The 24,560-nt window shown below is 51.8% G+C and carries 16 protein-coding genes; 10 read left to right on the top strand and 6 right to left on the bottom strand.

Annotated features, from left to right (window positions below):
- The first annotated feature begins 26 nt into the window (after nt 1-26).
- From upp to A5320_RS03720, 3 genes are read left to right on the top strand one after another with little or no spacing between them, the layout of a single operon-like run.
- The gene (gene upp / locus A5320_RS03730) at nt 27-725 is read left to right on the top strand and encodes a uracil phosphoribosyltransferase (RefSeq protein WP_082971514.1); all 699 of its coding nucleotides are present in this window, start codon (nt 27-29) and stop codon (nt 723-725) included.
- Nucleotides 722-1,654, top strand: a complete 933-nt coding sequence (locus A5320_RS03725; RefSeq protein WP_068061062.1) for an EamA family transporter — start codon at nt 722-724, stop codon at nt 1,652-1,654. Before upp ends, A5320_RS03725 begins: the two co-directional genes overlap by 4 nt.
- Complete coding sequence (locus tag A5320_RS03720) at nt 1,654-2,772, top strand: alkene reductase (protein ID WP_068061061.1); 1,119 nt, start codon at nt 1,654-1,656, stop codon at nt 2,770-2,772. Before A5320_RS03725 ends, A5320_RS03720 begins: the two co-directional genes overlap by 1 nt.
- A 217-nt stretch (nt 2,773-2,989) precedes the next feature.
- Here the strand turns inward: A5320_RS03720 and A5320_RS03715 are convergent, their stop codons facing one another.
- Nucleotides 2,990-3,484, bottom strand: a complete 495-nt coding sequence (locus A5320_RS03715; RefSeq protein WP_068061060.1) for a MarR family winged helix-turn-helix transcriptional regulator — start codon at nt 3,482-3,484, stop codon at nt 2,990-2,992.
- Nucleotides 3,485-3,781: 297 nt separating this feature from the next.
- On the opposite strand from A5320_RS03715, the gene A5320_RS03710 reads away from it, so the two are divergent.
- The 4 genes from A5320_RS03710 (at nt 3,782) to A5320_RS03695 (ending at nt 13,072) form a co-directional block, all read left to right on the top strand.
- Complete coding sequence (locus tag A5320_RS03710; RefSeq protein WP_082971513.1) at nt 3,782-7,678, top strand: non-ribosomal peptide synthetase; 3,897 nt, start codon at nt 3,782-3,784, stop codon at nt 7,676-7,678.
- Between the two features lie 147 nt (nt 7,679-7,825).
- Complete coding sequence (locus A5320_RS03705; protein ID WP_068061057.1) at nt 7,826-8,779, top strand: pseudouridine-5'-phosphate glycosidase; 954 nt, start codon at nt 7,826-7,828, stop codon at nt 8,777-8,779.
- Nucleotides 8,780-8,870: 91 nt separating this feature from the next.
- Nucleotides 8,871-9,965, top strand: coding sequence for an efflux RND transporter periplasmic adaptor subunit (locus A5320_RS03700; protein WP_068061055.1), 1,095 nt, complete (start codon nt 8,871-8,873; stop codon nt 9,963-9,965).
- A gap of 2 nt (nt 9,966-9,967) precedes the next feature.
- Nucleotides 9,968-13,072: an efflux RND transporter permease subunit gene (locus A5320_RS03695; protein WP_068061053.1), complete on the top strand. Its 3,105-nt coding sequence runs from the start codon at nt 9,968-9,970 to the stop codon at nt 13,070-13,072.
- 127 nt (nt 13,073-13,199) lie between these two features.
- Here the strand turns inward: A5320_RS03695 and A5320_RS03690 are convergent, their stop codons facing one another.
- The 4 genes from A5320_RS03690 to A5320_RS03675 all read right to left on the bottom strand — a co-directional run bounded on the left by A5320_RS03690 (nt 13,200) and on the right by A5320_RS03675 (nt 17,294).
- Nucleotides 13,200-14,072 carry an alpha/beta fold hydrolase gene (locus tag A5320_RS03690; protein WP_068061050.1) on the bottom strand — a complete coding sequence of 291 codons (873 nt, stop codon included), beginning with the start codon at nt 14,070-14,072 and terminating at the stop codon, nt 13,200-13,202.
- Nucleotides 14,073-14,187: 115 nt separating this feature from the next.
- On the bottom strand, nt 14,188-15,237 hold the full coding sequence (locus tag A5320_RS03685; protein ID WP_197489966.1) for a ComEC/Rec2 family competence protein: 1,050 nt from the start codon (nt 15,235-15,237) through the stop codon (nt 14,188-14,190).
- A 116-nt stretch (nt 15,238-15,353) separates the two neighbouring features.
- On the bottom strand, nt 15,354-16,313 hold the full coding sequence (locus tag A5320_RS03680; protein WP_068061044.1) for a hypothetical protein: 960 nt from the start codon (nt 16,311-16,313) through the stop codon (nt 15,354-15,356).
- 207 nt (nt 16,314-16,520) lie between these two features.
- A complete protein-coding gene (locus A5320_RS03675) occupies nt 16,521-17,294 on the bottom strand; it encodes a substrate-binding periplasmic protein (protein WP_068061041.1) in 774 nt (257 codons plus the stop codon).
- Between the two features lie 204 nt (nt 17,295-17,498).
- Between A5320_RS03675 and yghU the strand changes: the two genes are divergently transcribed.
- A complete protein-coding gene (gene yghU / locus A5320_RS03670) occupies nt 17,499-18,368 on the top strand; it encodes a glutathione-dependent disulfide-bond oxidoreductase (protein WP_068061037.1) in 870 nt (289 codons plus the stop codon).
- Here the strand turns inward: yghU and A5320_RS03665 are convergent.
- The gene (locus A5320_RS03665; RefSeq protein ID WP_068061034.1) at nt 18,365-19,600 is read right to left on the bottom strand and encodes a GNAT family N-acetyltransferase; all 1,236 of its coding nucleotides are present in this window, start codon (nt 19,598-19,600) and stop codon (nt 18,365-18,367) included. The two genes, yghU and A5320_RS03665, sit on opposite strands and share 4 nt — an antisense overlap.
- A gap of 296 nt (nt 19,601-19,896) precedes the next feature.
- Here A5320_RS03665 and A5320_RS03655 point away from each other — a divergent pair, with 296 nt between their 5' ends.
- Together A5320_RS03655 and A5320_RS03650 are read left to right on the top strand one after the other, a co-directional pair.
- Nucleotides 19,897-20,964 (top strand): WD40/YVTN/BNR-like repeat-containing protein, encoded by a 1,068-nt coding sequence (locus A5320_RS03655; protein WP_068061026.1) that lies wholly within the window; start codon nt 19,897-19,899, stop codon nt 20,962-20,964.
- A gap of 192 nt (nt 20,965-21,156) precedes the next feature.
- Complete coding sequence (locus A5320_RS03650; protein WP_068061024.1) at nt 21,157-24,549, top strand: M66 family metalloprotease; 3,393 nt, start codon at nt 21,157-21,159, stop codon at nt 24,547-24,549.
- Nucleotides 24,550-24,560: the final 11 nt, after the last annotated feature.

The raw sequence follows: 24,560 nt of genomic DNA, 5'->3' as shown, positions 1-24,560 counted from the left end.
GGCTGCTTTTTTGCAAGGAGCTCATTATGTCTGCACAACTTCTGCCGGTGTTTCCGGTGAGTACCAGCGCTGCGGTACCTGTGATCGAACTGGCGCAAACGGACAGGTTACGCGCACTACATACACAGATGCGTGACCTCAGGGCCTGTCAATCCACTTTTACATTTTATGCCGATCAGGTGATCCGGTTGTTACTGGAGCAAGCTTATGGCTTGTTGCCATTTCAGGATCACCTGGTGACAACACCGGTTGGCGCAACGTATCAGGGAAAAAAGTTGGCGACACCGCTGTTCGCAGTTTCTGTCATGCGCGCCGGTGAAAGTATGGAGTTTGAACTGCAACGGATCAACCGGGATATCCCGATCGGCAAGATCCTGATCCAGCGTCATCAGCAAACCAAGCAACCCCATCTGTACTACAGCAAACTGCCAGCGAATATTGCGCAGGGTTATGTGATGTTATTTGAACCTATGCTGGCCACCGGCGGCTCGGCGTTATGTGCTCTGGACGTGTTGCTGGCGGAAGGGGTGCCGGCGGAGCAGATTGTATTGCTGAATTTGTTGTCGTCACCTGCAGGTATCGCCAGAGTCAACCTGCAGCAACCAAAAGTACAGATCATCACCAGCAGTATTGAACAGGGTCTGACCGGCCAGGCTTATATGGTACCGGGTATTGGCGACTTTGGTGACCGTTATTTTGGTACCTGGCAGGCGGGGGTGGTATGAGCAGCCGATCCTTTAGTCTGGCACTGTTGTGTGGCGTGCTGGCGGCTGTGATCTGGGGCAGTACTTATGTGGTGACGACCGAACTGCTGCCACCGGACCGGCCATTGCTGGCATCGCTGTTGCGGGCGTTGCCAGCCGGACTGCTACTGATATTGTGGCAGCGTCAACTGCCGCAGGGGCACTGGTGGTGGCGGGCAGCAGTGCTCGGCACGTTGAATATTGGCTTGTTTTTTTATTGTCTGTTTGTGGCTGCCTATCACTTGCCAGGCGGTGTTGCGGCGCTGGTGATGTCCTGTCAACCGGTGCTGGTGATGCTGCTCAGTGTGTTTTTGTTGCGTGAACCATTGCGGGCCCGGCCGATGGTCGCGGCCGGCATCGCCAGCTGTGGTGTTGCACTGCTGGTGTCAGTCCAACAGGCTTCTTTGTCGGTGATTGGGATTATAGCAGGGCTATGTGCTGCGATGTCGATGGCGCTTGGCATCGTGCTGAGTAAAAGGTGGCCAAAACCTGCCAGTATCAGTCTGGTGACTTTCACCGGCTGGCAATTACTGGCGGGGGGGCTGCTGTTATTGCCAATAGCATTGTGGCAAGAGGGTTTACCGGCACAGGTCAGCCTGCGAAATCTGGCCGGTTACGGTTATCTCTGTCTGATTGGCGCCGTCTTAGCTTACTTGTTGTGGTTTCGCGCTTTGCAACGCTTGCCGGCAGTCACAGTGTCGTTTTTAACCTTTACCAGCCCGGTCTCGGCATTGGTCTTTGGTTATGTTGTATTAAATCAGGTGCTTACATTGCAGCAGGCTGTTGGCGCTCTGGCCATTCTGGCCGCCATTAAGCTGGCGCAACGGCCACCAGCACCAGTCATTTCCCCGGTAGCGGAAGTGACCGGTAGCGACCCATTATTCACTCCATTAAACAAAGGAAAACTCTGATGACAACTTTGTATAGTTCGCTGACCACAGGCGCACTGGCGCTGCAGAACCGATTTGTGATGGCGCCGATGAGCCGCAACCGTGCCACAGCCGATGGCCTGGCCACCGCTTTAATGGCGCAATACTACGCCCAGCGTGCCGGCGCCGGTCTGATGATTAGTGAAGGGATCCAGCCAAATATCACCGGGCAGGGCTTTATGCACTCGCCTGGTTTGCACAATCAGCAGCAAGCCGATAGCTGGCGTGCCGTCACCACTGCCGTTCACCGTCAGGGCGGGCTGATCGTGGCGCAACTGATGCATGCCGGCCGTATCGGCCATCCATCTTTGTACGCCAGTGCGCATCAGTCGCTGGCTCCTTCAGCCGTGGCGGCCAATGGTTTTACTTACACAGCGGCTGGTCCGCAGCCTTATCCGGTGCCGCGCGCAATGAACAGCACCGACATCCGGCAGACCATCGTGGATTTTGCCAGCGCAGCAAAGTTTGCCATTGACGCCGGTTTCGACGGTGTGGAAATCCACGCTGGCAATGGTTTTCTGTTACATCAGTTTATGGCGGACAACACAAATCTGCGATCGGACTCATACGGTGGTTCGGTGCAAAACCGGCTACGACTGACACTGGAAGTCACTGCCGCAGTGGTTGCGGCCATCGGAGCCGGCCGTACCGGGATCAGACTATCACCGGAAAATCCCTATAACGATATCCGTGAAGCCGATGCTTTAATGTTGTATCCGGCATTGTGCCGCCAGCTGCCTGCCGATCTGGCTTACCTGCATATCATGGAAACGGGTAACCGCGATATGACGGCCTTGTTACGGCAAATGTGGGCCGGTTGTCTGATCGTGAACCCACATCAAAGTACGCTGGCCGGAGCTGTGACACCGGCAATCGCCAGTGAGATTTTGCAACAAGGTCTGGCGGATGCGGTCGCCTTTGGCGCATTATTTTTGGCAAATCCGGATTTGGTGGCCAGAAGCCGTCAGGGTGGACCTTATAATCAGGTTGATCCCAGCACTTTTTATGGCGGTGGTGCTGCTGGATACACCGACTATCCGACCCTGGCAGAGCAAACACCAATGACCGCGCTGAATCGTCAGCCGCTGGTGTTGGGCTGAGTTTCCGCGCTGATGAAGATGCGATAGCAGGACAAACGATAGGTTTTGTCCTGCTTATCAGCTTGTCCTGCTCATCAACTTGCTCTAGCCCTCAGTATGCTTCAATCGTCAACCTGCCCCAATCATCAGTCTGGTGATTGGGCTCAGTTTCAGGTGTGGTTTTATTCAGCTCAACCAACAAGTTATGGAGTCACTGCTCACGGGCGTTTGGCGGTAGTTATTGCATGCCTTGTGATTGCAGCAGCTTTTTCAGCAACATCGCCAGTTGATCACGTTCGCTGTGGCTCAGTTCAGCCAGCAGGTCTTCCCCTTTGGCGAGATGGCGAACCAAGGCGCGTTCAATAATATCTAAGCCTTTTGCGGTCAGTGAAACCAGTACACCGCGTCGATCATGGGGATCCGGACTCCGGCTGACCAGTTGCTTCGCTTCGAGCTTGTCGATCCGGTTGGTCATGGAGCCGGACGTCAGCATCAGCGTCTGTAACAATTGATTCGGAGTTAAGGTATAAGGCTTGCCAGAGCGGCGTAAAGTGGCAATCACATCAAATTCGCCACCATTGAGCCCAAATTCGCTAAAAACAGTACTTAGTTCACGATCAAACAAAGCACAGCTACGGACCAGTCGTCCCATAACTGCCATTGGCATCGGATCCACATCAGGCCGTTCCCGTTGCCATTGTTGGATAACAGCATCAACCAAATCATCCTTCATAGTATCTCCTCTTAAAGTTTCTTTACAGGAAGGTATATTAGCCGCTCATTGCTTGCACGACAATAGTTGGATTACCACTGTTTTCTTTCTATAAATTTATTATAAATCAATGATGAAATCCGAATTTTAGCCTTGGTGTTCATTTATTTATGACAATAGCATTAAATTATCTATCTTCACATAAAGATACTTGCCATAAAGATTTAAGCTGTTATTTTGGTACAGTCATTTTTAAACATCTGGCGGCTGGGAGCATTCGCAGCCAACTTTTTCATTGAACGACAAGGAGGCAAGAAGATGGAATTTATACATTCTGCTCAGTCCGCTGAGCACAGACAAACCCAGTTAGCACCCAGTTTCGGGCAGCAAAATCAGCAATGGTCGCAATTGGCTGATTTGCCGGCATTGTTGCAATGGCAGTGTCAGCGTCAACCTGAGGCTGTGGCAATTCGCACCGCCGGTACTGAGCTGAGTTATGCTGAGCTGGTGCAGCAGGCCGGGCAGATTGCGCAAGTGTTAGTCGGCCTGGGTCAGCAGCAGGAGCAATGTATTGGTTTGTATATGGAGCCGTCTGCTGAGCTGGTTTGTGGTGTCTGGGGGATTTTATTTGCCGGTGGTTGTTATCTGCCATTGTCACCGGAGTATCCGTCAGAACGTATCCAGTACATGTTGACTGACGCCGGTGTGGGCATTGTGCTGACGCAACGGCATTTGCGGGCGCAACTGCAGCAACTGGCGCCGCAGTCAGTGACCATTTTATGTATTGAAGATTTACCGGCCGGTCTGCACAATTTTATGCCGTTGGTTAGCCCGCAACAGCTGGCTTATATGATTTATACCTCCGGCAGTACCGGAGCACCCAAAGGGGTGATGATCGCACACGGTAGCATCACGGCTCAGTTACAGTGGCTGGCGCAACACTATGGTTTTGACCGCCAGAGCGCCATATTGCAAAAAACGCCGTTCAGTTTTGACGCCGCTCAATGGGAAATTCTTGCTTGTGCCATGGGGGCCACTGTGGTTATCGGTGCCCCTGGCATTTACCGGGATCCACCGGCACTGCTCGATACCATTGCCGAACTTGGAGTGACAGTGTTGCAGGGCGTGCCGACGTTGTTGCAGGCGCTGCTTGAAGTGCCGGGCAGCGCTATCGCCAGTGGTTTAAGGTTTATTTTCAGCGGTGGTGAGCTGTTAACCCGGCAACTGGCAGCAGATGTACTGACGACCTTTCCGCACTGCCGGATGGTGAATCTTTATGGTCCCACTGAGTGCACTATTAACTCTTCTGCTTTTGAAGTAACAGCCAGCAATCTGCCCACCATACCGCTGGCCGTGCCGATAGGTTATCCGGTGGCAGATACCCGTTATTATGTGCTGGACGCCGCGCTGCAACCGGTTGCCGCTGGCGAAACCGGTGAGCTTTATATCAGCGGTGTTCAGCTGGCACGCGGCTATTATCAGCGGGCTGAGCTTACCAGCGAGCGGTTTATTCATAACCCACTGAGTACTGATCCCCTGCATCAACGGCTGTACCGGACCGGCGATTTGGCGCGCTCTGATCAGGACGGTAATACCCATTTTGTTGGCCGGGTTGATAACCAGGTGAAGTTACGCGGCTATCGGGTGGAGCTGGACGAAATCCGCCTGCAAATTGAAAAACATCGTTGGATCAAAAATGCTGCGGTGTTGGTATGTCAGGACAGCCGGACAGGCACCGATCAACTGATCGCTTGTATTGAGCTCGATAAACAGCATGCCAGCGTAATGGATCAGGGACGGCAGGGAGCACATCATCAGTCAAAACAAAACAAACTGCAGGTGAAAGCCCAGCTTTCGAATGCAGGTTTACGGCAGGAACCGGAATTATTGGGTCATGCCCGGTTGCCGTTACCAGGGGCAGAGCCCACAGCGGCACAACAGGCGCTGGTGTTTGCCCGGAAAACTTACCGCTTTTTTGAAGGTGGCGCGGTCAGCGCGCAGCAGCTTGAGCAGTTGCTGCAAAGTATGCCACCGCAGGCAGAACAACCCCGATTGCTGTCAGCACTAAACTTTGCTGATCTGGGTTATCTGTTACGTTATTTTGGTCAGTTTCACAGTGCAGATCGCCTGCTGCCGAAATATGGTTTTGCGTCGCCCGGCGCTTTGTATGCGACCCAGTTATATCTGGAAATCGACGGACTTTTCGGTGTTGAAAGTGGTTTTTATTATTATCACCCGCAGCGACACAGTCTGTATTTAGTGGCAACAAAAACAGCAGTGCCGGGGGCGCTGCTTAAGCTGCATTTTGTCGGCCGGGTCGATGCGATTGCCCCTGTGTATCAGAACAATATTGCTGAAGTGCTGGAAATGGAAACCGGTCATATGTTGGGGCTGTTTGATCAGATCCTGCCACAGTTTGGTCTGGCGGTACGGGATGGTTATTTTGATCACAGGTTACAGGAAGTACTGGCCAGTCAGGCCAGCGATCAGTATCTGGGTTCTTTTGCCATCGACAGCTGGGTAGCGCCTGTCACCCCGGTCGACCAGATACTGCAGGTTCACCCGGGCGCAGTGGCCGATCTGCCTGCAGGTCAGTATCTGTGGCAGCCAGCAGGTTTAAAGTATCTGGATGAGCAGCTGATCAACGAGTCTGAAGTGATCGCTATCAACCAGCAGGTGTACCAGCGTGCCAGTTTTGGTATTGGTCTGCTTAGCCGCAGCGAAGATCCCTGGTATCAGTACATTGCGCTTGGCCGGCGGTTGCAGCAGTTGCAGCAAAATCCATGGCAGCTTGGCATGATGTCATCTGGTTACAGCTCGAAGTCGGGTCACCCGCTTTGTGCCGCGAGCCGGATGGATGAGCTGTGTCAGTCGCGGCAGATGGCGCAGGCACCGTTCTATTTTGCGATTGGCGGCAAAGTCAGCCAGCAGCAACAACAATCCACCGGCATGCAGGAAGATAGTATTCATATGCGCGGTCCGGCGGAGATCCTGCGGGATGAGCTGCAAAGCAGTCTGCCAGCTTATATGGTGCCGAACAATATTGTGGTTTTTGACCGTTTCCCGCAAACCGCCAATGGCAAAATTGACCTGAAGGCGATGCGTCAGGCGCCGCAGGTGCAAAGTAGCAGCAATGCCGCGCCAATGCTGGCTCCCCGTAACGACACCGAAAATGTGTTGCTCGGTATGTGGCAGCAAAGCCTGCGGTTACAGCAAGTGTCGGTATTGGATGACTTTTTTGCCTGTGGCGGCAACTCGTTAAAGGCTGTGGCGCTGATGCATCAAATCAATCAACAGTTTGCGCTGCAACTTCCGATGCAGGCGATTTTTACCGCACCGACCATCGAAGCTTTAGCGCAGTTGGTACAACAAACAGTTGCCGACGCCAGCCAGCACAGCAGGTTATTACCCTTGCAGCGGACTGAAGGTGCTGCCAGCGTATTCTGCTGGCCTGGTCTTGGCGGCTATCCGCTGAATCTGCGTCTGCTGGCCGAAACGACCGCCGCTGATCAGAATTTTTATGGAGTGCAGGCCGAAGGGCTGGATCCAGCCGAGACCATTCAGCCCGATATCAGTGCGATGGCGCTGGCGGACATTGCACTGTTGAAACAAGCACAACCAGCAGGTCCTTACCGGTTATGGGGATACTCTTTTGGTGCCAGGGTCGCTTTTGAAGTGGCCTATCAACTTGAACAACAAGGCGATGTGGTTGAACAGCTGTTTTTACTGGCACCAGGTTCACCGGTACTGCCGGTCCCGAACCTCAGTGGTCGGGCTGAATTTGACGAACCGGCATTTGTCACCGTGTTGTATTCCGTATTTGCCCAGAAAATCAGTGGACCTTTATTGCAGCAATGTCTGCAAACGGCGCGCTGTCAGGCCTCTTTTGTTGATTTTATCTGTCAGCATTACCGGCAGTTACCCAAGGCGCTGGTGGATAACATCGTGACTCTGGTGCGCCAGACTTATCAGTACCGTTACACCTTTGCCGAGCTGAGCCAGCGCCGGTTAAAAGTGTCGCCGGTGATTTTTAAGGCCCGTGGCGATGATTATTCATTTATTGATGCCGTTGGTCGCGAACTGGGTTTAGTGGAAGTGCAGCTCAACGCCGATCACTACAGTTTGCTGCAGGCAAACGGTATGGCTGAACTGAGTCGGTACATACAGCGCTACCAGCAACTCAGTTTGCAGCTGGCAACTTTGCAATCAGCTTAATGGCTGTGAACCGGGAAAGGCCAAGCCCGGCAATGTCAGCCAGGCGGGCTTCGTATCACCAAATGCCGGTGCATCGCACCGGCCTGGTATTTATTCAGTGAAAAGGACAACATCATGCATGCAACACCATTTTCAGGGAGATCGCGGATGGCGCTGCCGATCCGTTATAGCGCCGAAGTGCAGGAGGCGCTGGCCCAACAACAAGCGGTGGTCGCGCTTGAATCCAATGTGATTTGTCAGGGATTGGATTATCCGCTGAATCTGCAGACCGCGCTGGCATTAGAACAAAGAGTCCGGGCTCAAGGCGCCGTGCCGGCGACCCTGGCCGTGCTTCATGGCGAAATCCGGGTTGGTCTGACCGGGGACGAGCTGGCTTATCTGGCGACGCGACCACAAACCCCTAAAATCAGCAGCCGCGATTTGGCATTTGTGCTGGCCGGTCGCAGCAGTGGTGCGACCACGGTTGCCTGTTCGCTACAGATAGCCGCCCATGCCGGGATCCGGTTTTTTGCCTCGGCTGGCCTCGGCGGGGTGCACCGCGGGGCGCAGCAGAGCATGGATATTTCCGGTGATTTAATTGAGTTAACCCGCAGCGGGCTGGCCGTGGTTTGCGCCGGTGCCAAAAATATCCTGGATCTGGGGCTGACGCTGGAATTTCTGGAAACGCATAATGTACCGGTCGTTTCTTATCAGTTTGATGATTTTCCGGCGTTTTATTGTCGTTCATCTGGTTTTAAAGCACCAAAACGGCTGGATGACCCATGGCAGCTGGCGGCAGCCATCGAATGGCAACAGGCGATAGCGCCCCGTCAAAGTATGTTGATTTGCACGCCAACTCCGGTAGCGGATGCGCTGGACGGCGCAGTGGTAGAGGAGGCGATTGCGGCGGCAACCCGGCAAGCTGAACAAGCCGGTATTATTGGCAATGCGCTAACCCGCTTTATTATGAAAGCGGTGGAGCAGGCAACCGCTGGTCAATCGGCGCTGGCCAATCAGGCGGTGTTACTGCATACCACCGAAGTCGCCGCTGAACTTGCAGTGATCCACGCCCGTTTTTGTCAGCAACAACAATACCAATTTGCAGATCAGGCGACTGGTTGACAAAAAAAATTTAACGATATATCTTCATGTGAAGATACTTCACGTAAACAATGCTGCCCTGTAGCAAGGTCAGCCCGTCAGGAGGACACCAATGAAACTGATCCCATGGCTTATCACCCTGCTCGTACTGGCGCTGCTCAGCGCGGCCGCCAGCGCATTCCGGCAGTGGCAGAATAACACGCCGGCTAGTGCCAGCGAACAAACCGCAGCTGTAACGGCCCAAAACGTGGCCAGCCTGTGGTATCGGCCAACGCGCCAGGTGAGCGGTGTATTAAAAGCACCGCAATATCTGGAATTAACCAATGAATTATCCGGCACTATCAGTCGGCTGAATTTCAGTTCAGGCGCGGTGGTAGAACAAGATCAGGTGTTGCTGGAGATTGAGCATCAGGAAGAGCTGGCGCGATTGAAGGCAACCGAAGTCCGTCTGGCGCAACAGCAAAAAACGGTCAGTCGATATCAGCAACTGTATCAGGGACAAAAAGTCAGCACTGAAGCACTGGAACTGGCGCAGGCTCGTTTTAGTGAATTGCAGGCAGAACAACAGGTGTTGCAAAGTATCATCGCCAAAAAAGTGCTGAAAGCACCATTTCGTGCCCGGGTCGGTATTCATGATCTGCAGGTTGGCCAGTTTTTGGAAAGTAATAAGATTTTAACCGGCCTGGTTGGCCTGACGGCTTACAGCTGGGTCGATTTTTCGGTACCCCAAAGTCTGCCCGAATTGCCGATGGGTGCTGAAATCAGCGTCCGGTTGCCTGGTCAGTCAGCGGCAGTTACAGCGCAGGTGATTTCAGTTGAGCCTGAAGTTAGTGTGCAATTGCGTCAGCTCAGATACCGGGCCCGGTTACCGTTGCCGCAACAACAACTTCGCGCGAACCAGTTGGTACAGGTCGATTTTGCCACTGGCGAACAGTTGCAATTGCCGGCTATTCCGACCACGGCCGTGGTGCGTGATCAGTTGGGTGATTATGTCTATCTATTGGAAAAAGATCAGGCGGGTGTTTTGCGCGCCCGACGACAACAGGTGCAGTTGGGGGCAAGACTGGGTGAGCAGGTGCTGGTCACTGCAGGTCTGCAACAGGCGCAACTGATCGCCGGTGAAGGCGCATTTAAGCTGCGTGACGGTCTGCGCGCTGAAGTCACCAAGACGGCTGCAACGCAGTTGGTTGCTGCGAGGGAGTTCTGATCATGAGCAGCCAACAGCAACAACGCAGTGACATTTTTGTCAGCCGGCCAATCCTGGCCATTGTGCTTTCAATCTTGATTTGCCTCAGCGGTCTGTGGGCGGCAAAAGAAATTGCCATCTTACAGTTCCCGCGGCTTGAAAGCACAGCGCTGGAGATCAGCACCCGGTATACCGGCGCCGCCGCAGCAACAGTCAAAGGTTTTATTACCGATCCGGTGGAACGTGTTGCCGCCACAATTCCCGGACTGGATTATGTGGATGCCGTCAGCAAAGCCGGTCAAAGCACTGTGACTGTGTACTTGCGGCTGAATGAAGACAGCACCCGCGCTCTGGCAGAGCTGAACAGTAAACTCAGTCAAATCCGCTACCAGCTGCCGGCAGGCGCTGAAGATCCGTTGGTGAATGTCAAAAGAGCTGATCGACCGCATGCGCTGTTTTATCTGAATGTCAGTGCTTCTGGAATTCCGCTTAGCCAGTTGACCGATTATTTGTCGCGACAGGTAGTGCCGGTAATGGGAAATATTGCCGGGGTTCAAAAAGTCGATATTGAAGGTCGGCGCACGCCGGCAATGCGGGTTGAGCTGGATGCTGCCCGGCTGAACGCTTTTAACTTAAGCCCGGATGATGTCTGGCAGGCACTGGCGGCAAATAACAGTATTGCCACGCTGGGGTTTACCGAGACCAGCAAACAACGCATTGATTTGGTTGCCAATACCCAACTGAGCAGCATGGATGACTTTGCCAGCCTCATTGTAAAACAGTCCGAAGAGCAGACCGTTTATCTGCGGGATGTTGCCAAAGTTCAGCTGGCACATGAAGAACCCGTGATGACAGCCAGGCTGGATCAGCAGGATACCGTTTATCTGTCGGTGTGGCCTTTACCTGGCGTCAACGAAATTGAAGTGGGTGATGCCTTGTATGCATTAACGGCATCGCTGAACCCGACGTTGCCGGACGGAGTGGAAATCCAGTATGCCTATGATGGCACTTTGTATATGCGTGATGCGCTGCGGGAGATTTTTATCACTTTGGCCGAGACCATTTTACTGGTCGCGCTGGTGGTGCTGTTGATGATGGGGTCGTTACGCACCGCCGCCGTGCCGCTGGTGACGATTCCGGTGTCGATCCTGGGGGCGATTGCGGCCATCAGTCTGGCCGGATTTTCGCTGAATTTGCTGACAGTACTGGCAATTGTGCTTTCGGTGGGGCTGGTGGTGGATGACGCTATTGTGGTGGTGGAAAACGTCGCCCGGCTAGTACGGCAAGGCCACTCGCGCTATCAGGCGGCATTGATCAGCGCCCGGCAGTTGTTTACCCCGATTGTGACCATGACCCTGACTTTGGCGGCGGTTTATGCGCCTATAGGTCTGTTGTCAGGCTTGACCGGGGTATTATTTCGCGAATTTGCTTTTACCCTGGCGATTGCCGTTGTGATCTCCGGCGTGGTGGCAGTGACTTTATCACCGGTGATGAGCAGCTGGGTGATTGCCGATGCAGGCCGCGAAAGCCGTTTCAGCCAGCGGATCAATCAGGCCTTTGGCCGTGTCAGTGCGGCGTACCGGGTTAGCCTGCTGCAGGCACAACGATACCGCAACCAGTTACTGGTCAGCGCCGTTTTGCTCAGTTTGTTGATAGTGCCGTTTTACCAGGGATCACAACAGGAACTGGCGCCGGTGGAAGATCAAAGCAGTATTTATGTGCTGGTGCAGTCGCCGCCGGAATCTTCGTTAGCTTACAACGAGCAACAGCTGACACCGATGGTGGATTCTCTGCTGCAACTGCCCGGTGCGACACAAATGTGGCAGAACATTTTTATCAATGGTGCTTTTGGTGGTATTGAGTTTTCCGCAGCGGCAGATCGCGACCAAACCACGCAACAGATGTTGGGGCAAGTGTACGGGTTGTTATCGGCGCAGCCAGGGATCCAGCCGCTGCCTATTATGCCAGCACCGCTGCCGAGCGCTGGTCAGTTTGATGTGGAGCTGATCGTCAAAGCCAATGCACCTTACACTGAGCTGAAAACCTATGCTGATAAACTGGTAGGTGCCGCTTTTCAGAGCGGACACTTTTTGTATGCGGACACTGATTTAAAAATCGATTTGCCACAAACGGAACTGCGGTTAAACCGGCAAAAAATCGCTGATTTGGGGTTACAGGTCGCCGATGTCAGTCGACAGTTGTCGGTGTTATTGTCGACCAATTATGTAAACAGGTTTGATGAACAAGGCAAAGCCTATCAGGTGATCCCGTTGCTCAGTCAGGAGATGCGTGCCGATACCAGCCGGTTGTTAGATCTGCAGATCAAAACCGCGGACGGCAGCCTGTTCCCTCTGGCTGACATTGCTGAAATACATTGGCTGACGGTGCCACGCCAGCTTAGTAGTTTTTCCCAGCAAAATGCGGTGCGGATTTATGGCGGCGTTGCTGCTGGCAGTACCAAAGAAAGTGCGTTGCAGGCTCTCGAAGCTGCGGCACGGGAGGTACTGCCGCCCAGCTACCTGATTGACTACGCAGGTGAATCCCGTCAATTGCGGCAGCAAGGTACGTCATTGGTTCAGGTGATGCTGGTGTCATTGCTGGTCGTGTATCTGTTGCTGGCGGTGCAATTTAACAGCTTCCGCGACCCGCTGGTGGTGCTGTGTGGCAGTGTACCGCTGGCGTTGGCGGCGGCATTATTGTTGCCATATCTGCAATTAACCACCTTAAATATTTATTCGCAGATTGGCCTGGTGACGTTAGTGGGGTTGGTTGCTAAAAATGGCATTCTGATCGTGGAATTTGCCAATCAACTGCAACTCGAAGGCATGAGCAGGTCGCAGGCGGCGATTGAAGCTGCTGTCAGCCGGTTCCGTCCGGTGATGATGACTACGGCAGCGACGGTGCTGGGTCACTTTCCATTGGTGCTGGTCAGTGGCGCTGGCGCTGAAGCCCGTAATAGTATCGGCATTATGCTGGTTGCCGGCATGCTGCTTGGCACCTTGTTTACACTTTTTGTGCTGCCATTGTGCTACCAGCTATTTGCCAATGAGCGTCATGCCGCAGCGGCGCCAAGCCCAAGCAACAAGCTACCAGCACCGCAGCCTGTGATGGATCCGGCGTCTGGTTAAACCACGATAGCAGGGGCTGATACTGAAGTTGCCGGGCTGAAACTACACTTTGTGGTTTTCAGCCTGTGCTTCTCACTACTCAATCCTCACTGCTCAATCCTAAGCACGCAGTCCCGTATGTCAGCCTCTAATTAGCTGCCAGTGCAAGTGCTGCCCTGGAGGTGGGGGCGAGGTTGTCAGATGTTGCCAGAAAATATAGTAAATCCTGGATCAGCCGATCGCGGTGGGTGGCAAACAGGCCATGCGGGGCGTCTTGATATTCCAGCAAAGTGGCGTGAACAATCGCCGAGGCCGTCAGATAAGCCGATGCCTCAATTGGCACGGTTTTGTCATCGGTGCCGTGAATAATCAAGGTTGGCATGGTAAAAGCGGCTAAATCCGGGCGGAAATCGGTGCCGGAAAAAGCATCAAGACATCCGAGCGTGCTATGGATGCCGGCTTGCAGTGCAATGCTGCGCATCCATTCCAGCAGTTCATAACTGACCGGTTGCGATAACAGGCTCATACCAAAGAAATCTTTAAAAAATCCCTGTAAAAAATGTGGTCGGTCGGTTTTAATGGCCTGGGCTGTTTTGGCGAATTGTTCTGGTGCAGTGCCACTAGGGTTGTCGTGCGTTAGCAAACGGAACGGCAAAATGGAACCGATCAGTACCGCTTTGCTGATGCTGTGCCCTTGATGGCGGGACAGGTAACGCGCAACTTCGCCGCCACCCATTGAAAAACCTACTAAAGTGGCATTTTCAGCGCCAACATGCAGCAGCAGTTCGGCTAAATCGTCGGCCAGCCGGTTGTAATCATAACCACGCCAAGGTTGTGTTGAACGGCCAAAACCGCGGCGGTCATAGGCAATAGTGCGATAACCGCGGGCAGCGACCACCATGGCAATTTCATCCCAGCTGTCGGCCGACAAGGGCCAGCCATGAATAAACACTACTAGCGGGCCTTCACCTAAATCTTTGTAATACAGTTGTTGTTGGTCGGACGTGGTGAAAAAACTCATTTGGGGACACCTTTTCGGGAACTGTGGCAGTTACTGGACTGGCATCATCGATGATTTTCCTGATTTGGTCTGTCTGCTGGCGCTCATTGACGATTATTTGTACAGCGCATTGGATTTAAGGCAGAGTATTCTGAATACGGATGAGGTAATTGTCACAGCCACCGGGGTTGCCGGGGTCATTGGCGCCAATTTTATCTATCACCGGACAGCCTTGTTGATCATTGACATCAGTGCGATAGATATCCGCGCCAAGCCTGGTCAGTGCATCAACCACCGCTTGATCCGGTAACACCACCGAGCCATATTTTTTCGGCCCGGCGCTAATCAAAGCTATTTTTGGTTTGATCGCCTGCAAAAATGGCTGGCGGCTGGAGGTGATAGAACCATGATGGCCGACCTGCAAGATGTCGGCGGTTAACTCATCCGGAAAATTTGCCAGCAGAAACTTTTCGGTGGCGCCTGGCGCTAGATGCCACTGCGCTCTGGCGCCTGATTCAGCATCACCGGTGAGTAACACTGAGGTTGTGCCAAGCTGCAGTTTAAGCACCACCGAATATAAATTCGGGTGGTGGTTGGGTTGGTTGCCAACATGCAGCACTTTGGCGCTGGCCTGCTGCCCGAGCTTTATTTCTTCGCCAATCTGAAAAATAGACGAGCAGTGCGAGCTGGCACGCAGACCCCGCGGGCAGGGCTGTTTCACCGCCGTGTGATACTGAATTGTTTTATCATCCTGCATAAACTGGCGAAACTGCTGATAACCAGCCGTTTTATGCATAATGCCGGGCTCCCACAATGTTTTCACCGCAAAACACTGCAACACCGGCAACAGCTGACTTAAATGGTCTTCATGCGGATGGCTTAAAAATACAAAATCCAACATTGGCGCATTGGCAGAAGATTTCACATCAACATCACCCAGACTACGGCAATGTGGTTGATTGAGCCGGCCAAGCGCGGCATTCAGATAGGCCACCAGCCGGCTTTTTGAACCTAGCTTGCTATTGGTTTTTTTATCATCAGCCGAGCCAGCGTCAAATAGCAGTTTAAAATCAGACCCTTCGACCAGTATGGCGAGGCCGGTGCCGATGTCGATTAAATGCAGCCGGAACTGCGCCGGCTTTTGTTGTGCTTGTTGCAGCTGTGCGACTGAACGCACTGTTTCCACACTCAGCGTTTGCGCCTGCAGTATTGGGCATGTGCCTATAATTGCACTACAGCCAAACGCCGCTAAAAAAGTGGACAGGCGATGCCAGCAACCGCGGTCGGCAGTGGGAAAGCTGTTCATTTTTCAGTGGTGTTCTGTGCTGAGTGATCTGCCTGTTGCTGCTGTTGCTTTTCCAATTGTAGGCGCAGTGCGCTACAGGCCTGAAATAACGCGTAGTCAGCACTGGGGTCCAGTTTTAGCTGAAACTGCGCCAACTGATCTTTAAAGGACACCTTGGGTGCATTGTTGCCTTTTAAGCTGTGCAGTTTAAATTTTTGTTCAAGCTCACCAACCACTTTCTCCAGAAAACCGTAGACTACTTTCACCGATAATCCGGTTAAAAAGGCGACCGCCGGGACCGAAACCCCATCCACATCCAGGGTGTCCATATCAAAAATATTCACCACCACCCAACCCAATGTTGCGCCTAACATGATCCTGGAAAATATGCCGGTAAATACATCTGGATCAAATTCGCGGGACTGCGAAATATCATTGACCTTTTTCAGCAGATACACGCAACTACCAAGGCCTCCCCACAACAAGCCTGACAACACCGGGTAATAATGGATTGAATAATCGGACAAATTTATCCAACAATGACATTCGGCGGCTGTAGTGCTGTAAATATGCAAGTTGGCGATGACCAACGACGACAGGCAGATCACCAGAAAAAACAGATTCCAAAAATAGAGCCACCGGATGTTCGGGTTTTTTGAATGAATAATACTGGCGCCAGTCACCGGCAGAGTAATGCTGCAAAGCTTGGTATAAGCAGTGACAATTTTGGCCGTACATAAGGTTTGGCGAGCCGCGTCATCAAGACCAGCCGACGCGACGCAAAATTCTATCAGATCAAGTTTCCACTGTTCTGATGGTTGCGGCTCATCTGAAGTTAGCAGTAAATCCGGCCGATATTTGCATAGTTCCAGCACTTCGCGGGCGGTGACGGTGGTCGAAAGTTCAATCGCGCTTGGTGAGTTGTTGCTCATCATCAATTCCCAGACAGTTTCTGCTGAACTGAATTCTTCGTCCATAAAAAGGCGACTTCACCGCTGCCACTGGCGGAAAAAACAGACCATTGCTGCAAAGATACTAAAGTTGTAACACACTAAATTAGCAAATTAAATTTAGTGTGATTGTAGCAAAGATCCAGTCGCTGCGGATATTTTGCCTACCGGTTACTATTTACTTTGCTTTGGATTACATTGCTTCGGTCAGGGCAATGCGGCCAAATGGCTGCGTTATTGCGCTGCAGGAACTGGCCTGAATTCCGGAATGGTTTGCCAGATTTGTTTTAACTGAGTTGGATCACGTTGCATTGCCTGTTTGCTGAATACCAGATAGAGCTGTTGGCGAAAAAATACCGGCTCTAACCTTTTGATCAGCTTGGCGTCTTTGCTTTGCGCAATTTGTCCTTCAGCGACTGTTCTGGACTGCACAAAACCATCAATCCGCCGGTTGACAGTCAGCATAATGGCGGCATCAATTTCAGCTTCCAGCGGGTTATACACCCCCAATTGCTGCAGCATTTGGGCGACAATAAAGCCCTTGGGGGCGGCGATACCAAATTTAACCTGATGAAACTTTTGGCCATCCCATTGCAAATCCCCCTGGGCGTGGCTGTAAACGAAATAATTGACAGAAAACAGGGCAAAAGCCGGGTCGGGTTCGCCATTAGATTGTAGTGGAAACTGCATGCTGAGTGCCCGCTCGGCAGTCCAGCCAACACCGATGGCGCCATCAACATCGCCTTTGGTTACCGCATGCAGGCAACGCACCCAAGGCATACTGTGGAGCTGAACATCGATGCCAAGTTTAATTAAAATCTTCAACGTCATCACATTATGTAAACCGGTCACAGCGTAATTGCCGACTGTGACACTGGATTCATATTTCGGATCTACAGCGGCGTCATGACAAAGTTGCAGTGGTTTTGCTGCAGCCGCCAGCGGCAGCAATAACATCGCCAGCGCAGCTGCCCATCGTGTTATTTGATTACAGTCATTGCTTACCACGCGTACTCCTGTTGCACTTTTGCTGCATCATTTAAAACTATAGTGGCATGACCTTAGATCACAAGTGAATATGCGACAGCCAGCTTTTTGCGCTATTGTCGTTAGCCACGGTTAACATTTGGGGTCAGAGTCAATTGTTAACAGAAATTTGTTAACAATTGACTCTGACCCCAAATGTTAATTCGCTATTTTTTAGGAGCATTTATGAGTAGCAATAGTTACACCCCACCGAAAATCTGGCAATGGGATCAGCAAAATGGCGGCGCTTTTGCCAGTATTAACCGACCCATCGCAGGCGCTACCGCAGAAAAAGAATTGCCGGTTGGCCAACATCCGCTGCAGCTGTATTCGCTGGCAACGCCCAATGGCGTCAAAGTGACCATCATGCTGGAAGAATTACTGGCGGCTGGGCACCAGGGCGCTGAATATGACGCCTGGCTGATTAGCATCCGTGAAGGTGACCAGTTTGGCAGTGGTTTTGTGGACGTGAATCCAAACAGTAAAATTCCAGCCTTGCTGGATTTATCTGGCGCGCAGCCGCAACGGGTGTTTGAATCTGGCGCCATTTTATTGCACCTGGCAGAAAAGTTCGGTGCCTTTTTAGCTAAAGAAGGGCAGGCGCGTACCGAAGTACTGAACTGGTTGTTCTGGCAAATGGGCAGCGCGCCTTTTGTTGGCGGTGGTTTTGGCCATTTTTATGCGTATGCGCCGGAAAAATATGAATACCCAATCAACCGTTATGCGATGGAAGCCAAGCGGCAACTGGATGTGCTGGATCGGCAGCTGGCCGAGCATGAGTATGTCGCTGGCGGCGAATACTCCATCGCCGATATGGCGATTTGGCCCTGGTACGGCGGCCTGGCTTTGGGGCGGTTATATAACGCGGCCGAATTTCTGGATGTGCAAAGTTATCAGCATGTCCAGCGCTGGGCCAACGCTATTGATCAACGACCTGCGGTACAACGTGGCGTGATGGTGAATCGCAATTGGGGTGAGCCGCATGAACAATTGCCGGAGCGGCATAGCAGCGACGATTTTGCCAAAGTCGTAGCCAAAAACAGTGGCAAAGATTAACAGGCGCCAGAATTGGCAAAGGGTAATGCAGAGCGAGCCTGTTGCTGATAATTCAGCACCATGCTTTGCTCTTCGAGGCAATAATTGGCGATAGCGCTGTGCATGCTTTTTTCAAGTTCAGCCTGCGCAACGCTTGCCGGATCGGCTGACGGACTTGACGGCAAAAACCGATAAAACCCAGAGCGGATCACCGGCACAAAACCTCGCTGCAGCTTGTGTTCGCCCTGGGCACCAGCATCAAAAGCGCTTAAACCTTGTGCGATGCAATAGTCGATACCGGCGTAATAACAACATTCGAAATGCAACATCGAATAAGCGTCGCTGCAGCCCCAGTAACGGCCGTACAACTTATCGTTAGAGCGAAAACACAAAGAAGCCGCGACCATTTCGTCGTCATGCCAGGCACTGAATACCACGATCTGCGCTGCCATGGTTCTGCCCCACAACAAAAAAGTTTGCTCCGTTAAATAGCCCTGATGACCTGAACGTTTTAGATAGGTCGCGACATAAAACTGATAAAACCGCTGCCAAAAAGCGGCATCGAGGCCGTCACCGGTTAAGGTACGTATTTGTAGTCTTTGCTGTTGCACCAGCGCGCGCTCTTTGCGAATTTGCTTGCGTTTACGAGCTGTGAGGGTGGAAAGAAACTGCTCAAAACTGGCAAATTTTGGAGCCGGATTTTGCCATTCAAACTGCACATCAAAGCGCTCCAGCCAGTCGGCGGCGCGAAACAGTGCTTGTTCGGTTTGGTCCGCGTACAAACATTGCCAATGGCTTAAGGCTGATAGATTTAGCGGCAAAACTGTTGTGGCAGGCGTGGTTGTTGCAGTGCCGTTCAGCAGTGCTTGCTGCAATAGCGGTAAAACGCTCAGCGGCTCTACGCCTTTCGCGATGCCAAGCCTCGGGCCTTGTGCCGGAGTAAAAGGTACCGCCAACAGTAATTTCGGGTAATAACGCAAGCCGTGCCGTTGATACGCCTCGGCGAACGCGCGGTCAAACAGATATTCGCCGTACGAATGTTGTTTCAGATAAGCCGGTGCTGCCGCGATTAACTTTTCGCCATCCCACAACAATAAATGCTGCGGTAACCAACCGGTGCCTTTGCCAACACTATTACCAAGTTCTAACGCTTGTAAAAACTCATGGCGGCAGAAGGGGTAATCAGCGGCGAATAAATCATTCCAGGTGCTGGCGCTGATGTATTTGATTGAACTGAGTAATTCGATATGCATGCAAAGTCCAAACAACGGTTTTTGAGAGCCAGTGATTGCCGATTGTGCCAGTAGTCGCTGAAGCTTGTATAGCCATTAAAGGCCGCTATGCAGCAGCTGACAACCAGACTGCAATCGAACTGCTTTGCAATACCAGTCCGCCAAATGCAGCTGGTACTGGACTAATTTCACGTCAATTACATAAAATTACAACAAGCCTATTGCTATTCATGACTTTATCTTTGAATTTATAACGAAAGTGCCGCATCGTCGTCAGGATCGTTGTGCCAGACGGCTGCTCATTAAAGGAAAAAACTATGGACTTTCGTTGTTGGATTTTATTGATCGGGTGCGCCTTGGGTCTGGTAGCCTGTGGCGACAGTATCTCTCCTCAGTCGCAACCAGAACAGCCGCCACCAACTCCTTTTGTATTTAGCCATCAGGGCATGTCGGGACTGGTGGTGGAACGGTTATATCAGCAGCAAGACAAAATTCTGGCTCTGACGGATGATGGCCTTTATCAACAACAACAGGACAGCTGGCAATTACTGGGGCTAAAAGGCTACTCGCTGCGCGACCTGGCCTTTATTGACGATCAACACTGGCTGGCGGCCGTTTCTAAGCAAGATGAAGAGGGCATGCAAAGTCATCAGCTGCAGGAAACATTTAACGCTGGTGCCAGTTGGCAGGAAGTTCGCCGGCCCTTTGGCGCCGATGGTGAACATGAAGGCATTTATGCGCTGCAGTACGACAAAACCCAAAAACGTCTTTATGGCACCGGTATTGGCGTGCTGGCATTTTCCGACGACTTCGGGATCAGTTGGCAAGTGTTGCAGGGCTTTTGGCGTGGTTTTGGTCAGCCCAAATCGGCACTTGGCATCGCGCCGGATCGTAGCAAAATCTGGTGGGGCGGTCAGGGCGCTATCGAAGATGGTGTGTTATTTAGCTATCGGCTGGCCGATGGCCATGAGCAAATGTTCCAGAAGTTATTGCCGGATCCCAGCGTTTATTACCATGTGCGTTTTGCCGGTAATCGGATTTTTGCCTGCGGTGAAGGTGGTATTGTAACGAGCGATAATCAGGGCGATAGCTGGAAAAATTTGCTGCCAGATTCAAATTACCGGTTTTTCTTTGACGTGATGATCGACTCCAGTCGTAATAACCGCCTTTATACGGCTGGTTGGGACAAAAAATACACCGAACCACAACCGCTGATTTTGCAGTGGTCTGACGATGCAGGCCAAAGCTGGCAACGCCTGCAATATCAGGGAGCTACCGATTTCTACGGCGGTGTACGCAGTATGTTGCTGGTACAGCGTCAGCAACAAACTTATTTGTATCTGGGATTGTTTAAAGGCGGGGTGATGCAGGTGCGGGTGCAGTGAATATGATGGCCATTGATCCCTTATTCAAAACGCGATGACACAGAATTTTGTTTGCAAAATTCATACATTAAGCTAACTTGATGACCTTTTTAGTTGCATGAACGCCTCGGCCTTGATAGACGATGCTGGTGTTGTTGCGCCATGTAACTGCAGTGATAGTAGGTATGCCTGAAGGTAATCAAGGAGATTCCAATGCAGTTCAGATCCATGGCGGTCGTATTCGCAATTCTGGCCTTAACTGGTTGTGGCGGTGGTGGTGGAGATAGCGGTAATAGCGCAACGCAGGTGTTTCAGGTTTCGGCGCAAGCAGATTTCGGTGGCGATATCAGACCAACCGTTGCGTCGGTGCAAAAGGGCGGCTCAGTCAATTTTGATGTTTACACCCTGGTTGGCGGGTATGGCATCGACAAGGTTAGCGGTTGTGGTGGCAGTCTCAATGGCACTACCTACACCACAGGTCAGATAAATGCAGCTTGCACGGTAACCGCCAGTTTTAAAAAACTTAGTTTTACTGTTAGTGCCAGCGGTTCTGCCGGAGGCACTATTTCGCCAGTGTCACAACAAATTTTGTATGGCGACACGGCCACATTGAGCGTGAAACCTGACAGTAGTTTTTTAGTGAAGTCAGTCACTGGCTGTAACGGCCAGCTGCAAGGTGAAGTCTACCGCACTGGCGCTATCACCGCCGACTGCAAAATAGAGGCTGTTTTTGCCGCGAGCATTCTCCAGGTCACAACGCAGGTATCCGCTGGTGGTAAACTCAGTCTGCAAAACCCGCAGGTCAAATTTGGGGAAACGCTGCAATTTACGCTGCTGCCAGATGCTGGCTTTGATATCACCACCGCTAGCGGTTGTGGTGGCAAATTGTCAGGTGCAGTATTCACTACAGCTCCAATTACTGCAGCTTGTACCGTGGAAGCGCGCTTTAATCCAGATCACCTGGTGGTATTCCCTGATCCGCAATTGGACAGAGCAGTGCGCTATGAATTGAAACTGGACACCAGCGCCTCAATTACCAAAACACAGTTAGCCGGACTAACGGCTCTGGTTCTGAGTCACAATAACGGCGTGGCAGATTTACAGGGGGTACAGCATGCAAAGATGCTACAACATTTGGTTGTTGAAGAAAACGACATCACAGATTTGACACCTTTGCAGGACCTGACCCGGTTATATCGACTTCATGTGAGTGGTAATCCAATCACCGATCTCAAACCGCTGAGCAAACTGATAAATTTGCGATACTTGGCCATGTATGATGTGCTCACCACCGATTTGACGCCGCTGGCCGGACTCAAACTATTTCAACTGAACCTACGGAATACAGCTGCTTTTGATTTATCGCCTTTAAAGGGGATGCCATTAAGTGACTTTTATATGATATTCAGTGCCACTGAAGATCTCAGTGCATTGGCTGATGCCCCCCTGCGAACCTTGGATTTAACCCGAAGTAAAGTGCGAGACTTGTCGGTTTTAAAAAACCTAAGTGATCTTAGATGGCTGGATGTTAGTGGAACTGATATTGTTGACCTCACGCCGCTGCTGCAGGTTAAAAATTTGCAAAATTTAGACCTGGGAAACACACTGATACAAGATTTTGCGGTCCTCGAAAGGTTGAATTTGGCTAAGACAGTTACGATTTCGGTTTCAGGTTGTCTTGATCAAATAGGTTATTCACTTCATTCTGCTCAGATTAATGCGATAGAAACCAAATTTGACACACGCATTTACATCGGCGGAGAGAAGCGTCGTGATTGTCCTGATACCCTTGCCGGAACTACATTTACTATGGATGCTCAGGTGGTTGATCGCAGGTTACAGTACAGCTGGCAAGTTAGCGGTGGACCCCGTCCGGTGCATTGTGCTCTATATCTGGACCTGGATGATCAGCAACCAAGCCAGTCGGTAACGCCATTGCAAGCTTGTGCCGCCAGCGGTAGTGCAACTTTTGCCGGTTATCAGGCAGATCAGTTCCGGCCAGCCATTTGGTTTGACAACGGCATTGGCGGTGAAAAGCTGATTACGATCGGCGAAGTTGGCACTGCGCCAACCACGCCGAAACTGCAGAGTCTTGACCTTAGTCAAATTACCATTTCGGCTAAACAACAACTGGTTGCCGAACGCGAAGGCTTGCTGCGGTTACACGTGACTGCCGCACAAAGCCCGTTGCTATTACCGCAATTTCAGCTGCAACTGCAGCTCAATGGAAATACCCAACTGCTGGCAACGGCCATCCCGAATCAACTGCCGGTGAGTAAAATTCATCGAAGCCTGACCGATTCCTATCAGGCGATTATTCCGGCCAACTGGATGAAAGCAGGCCTGCAAATTACTGTATTACAAGATGGTCAGGCGGTACGCAGCCTGACGCCGGTATTTGCTGATTCGCGGCGATTGGCCATCAGGGTCGTGCCGATCCAGCTTGGTACCAACGTGGCAACCTTGCCGGATCTGGCAACAATTCATACGACAATAAAAACCTTTTGGCCCTTTAGTCAGGTTGAAGTGCGGGCGCGCGCGCCTTATCAGCTCAAGGCCAGTGGTGAAAAATCGACGGCTTATGTGATGCTGTCTGAGCTGGAAGATTTACGCACCATTGAAGGCGAGGGCGTTTATTATTACGGCTATTTTAAACCGGAAATGGGTGATGGTTGTTGTGGTGGCTTGGGTTATGTGGGTTATCCGGTTGCTGTTGGTTTTGATACGGACAATGGCGAAATCCTGGCACACGAACTGGGTCATAATTTTGGCCGACAGCACGTCGATTGTGGTAATCCGTCAGGTCCGGATCCAGATTATCCTTATGCACCTTCGTCAGTTGGATCGGTTGGCTTGTCACTGGATCTGAAAAAGTGGTATTCGCCGACTCAATATCACGATGTAATGTCATATTGCAGTCCGCAACATGTCTCTGATTACAATGTGGCAGCGGTGCAGGATTTTGTGCTGAAAAATCCGCCAGCGGCCTTTCCACAAGCCCAGCAAACGCAGCAACAGCAATTGCCGTCAGCAAAAGCTGCTCGTGGCTTATACCTGGCCGGGACACTTAGCGGAAACACAGTGCAAATCCGCACCCTGCTGCCGTTATCACGCTCGCCGGCATACACCAGCAGTAGCGGTCATCTGATCAAGGTGCTGGATGGCCAGGGCAGCTGGCATCAGTTTAATCTGCAACTACTGCAGATTGACCATCAGCCAGATAACAGCAGCCGTGATTTCCGGGTTGAATTGCCGGAGATGACCATCCAACGGTTTGAAATCTGGCAGGGCGATATGCTGCTGGCAGCTCAGGATAACCGCAGCTTCAGTGTTGGCGGGAATGCCGCGCCGCAGCAACTGCAACAGCGCAGCGCCAGCCAATTCCAGCTCGCTGAAAAATCGAATGAAATTTGCGTGAACTGGCCGGCGGGGCAGAATACGAATGTCAGTTTGTTGTATCAATTGGATGGTCAGGATACGGTGTTGGCGCTGAATGAAACGGCCGGTAATTTCTGTCGCGATAGCTCGGCGCTGCCTTCTGGTGGTGACTGGCGGCTGATTTGGCGGCAACAACTCACGGTGCGTGAGTTCCGGCAGCAGCGCTGAATTTTGTGATG

It is taken from the genome of Rheinheimera sp. SA_1 (genome assembly GCF_001669775.1).
Lineage (GTDB): Bacteria > Pseudomonadota > Gammaproteobacteria > Enterobacterales > Alteromonadaceae > Pararheinheimera.
Note: the sequence above shows the minus strand (reverse complement) of the source record. Positions and strands in the feature narration are given on the sequence as shown.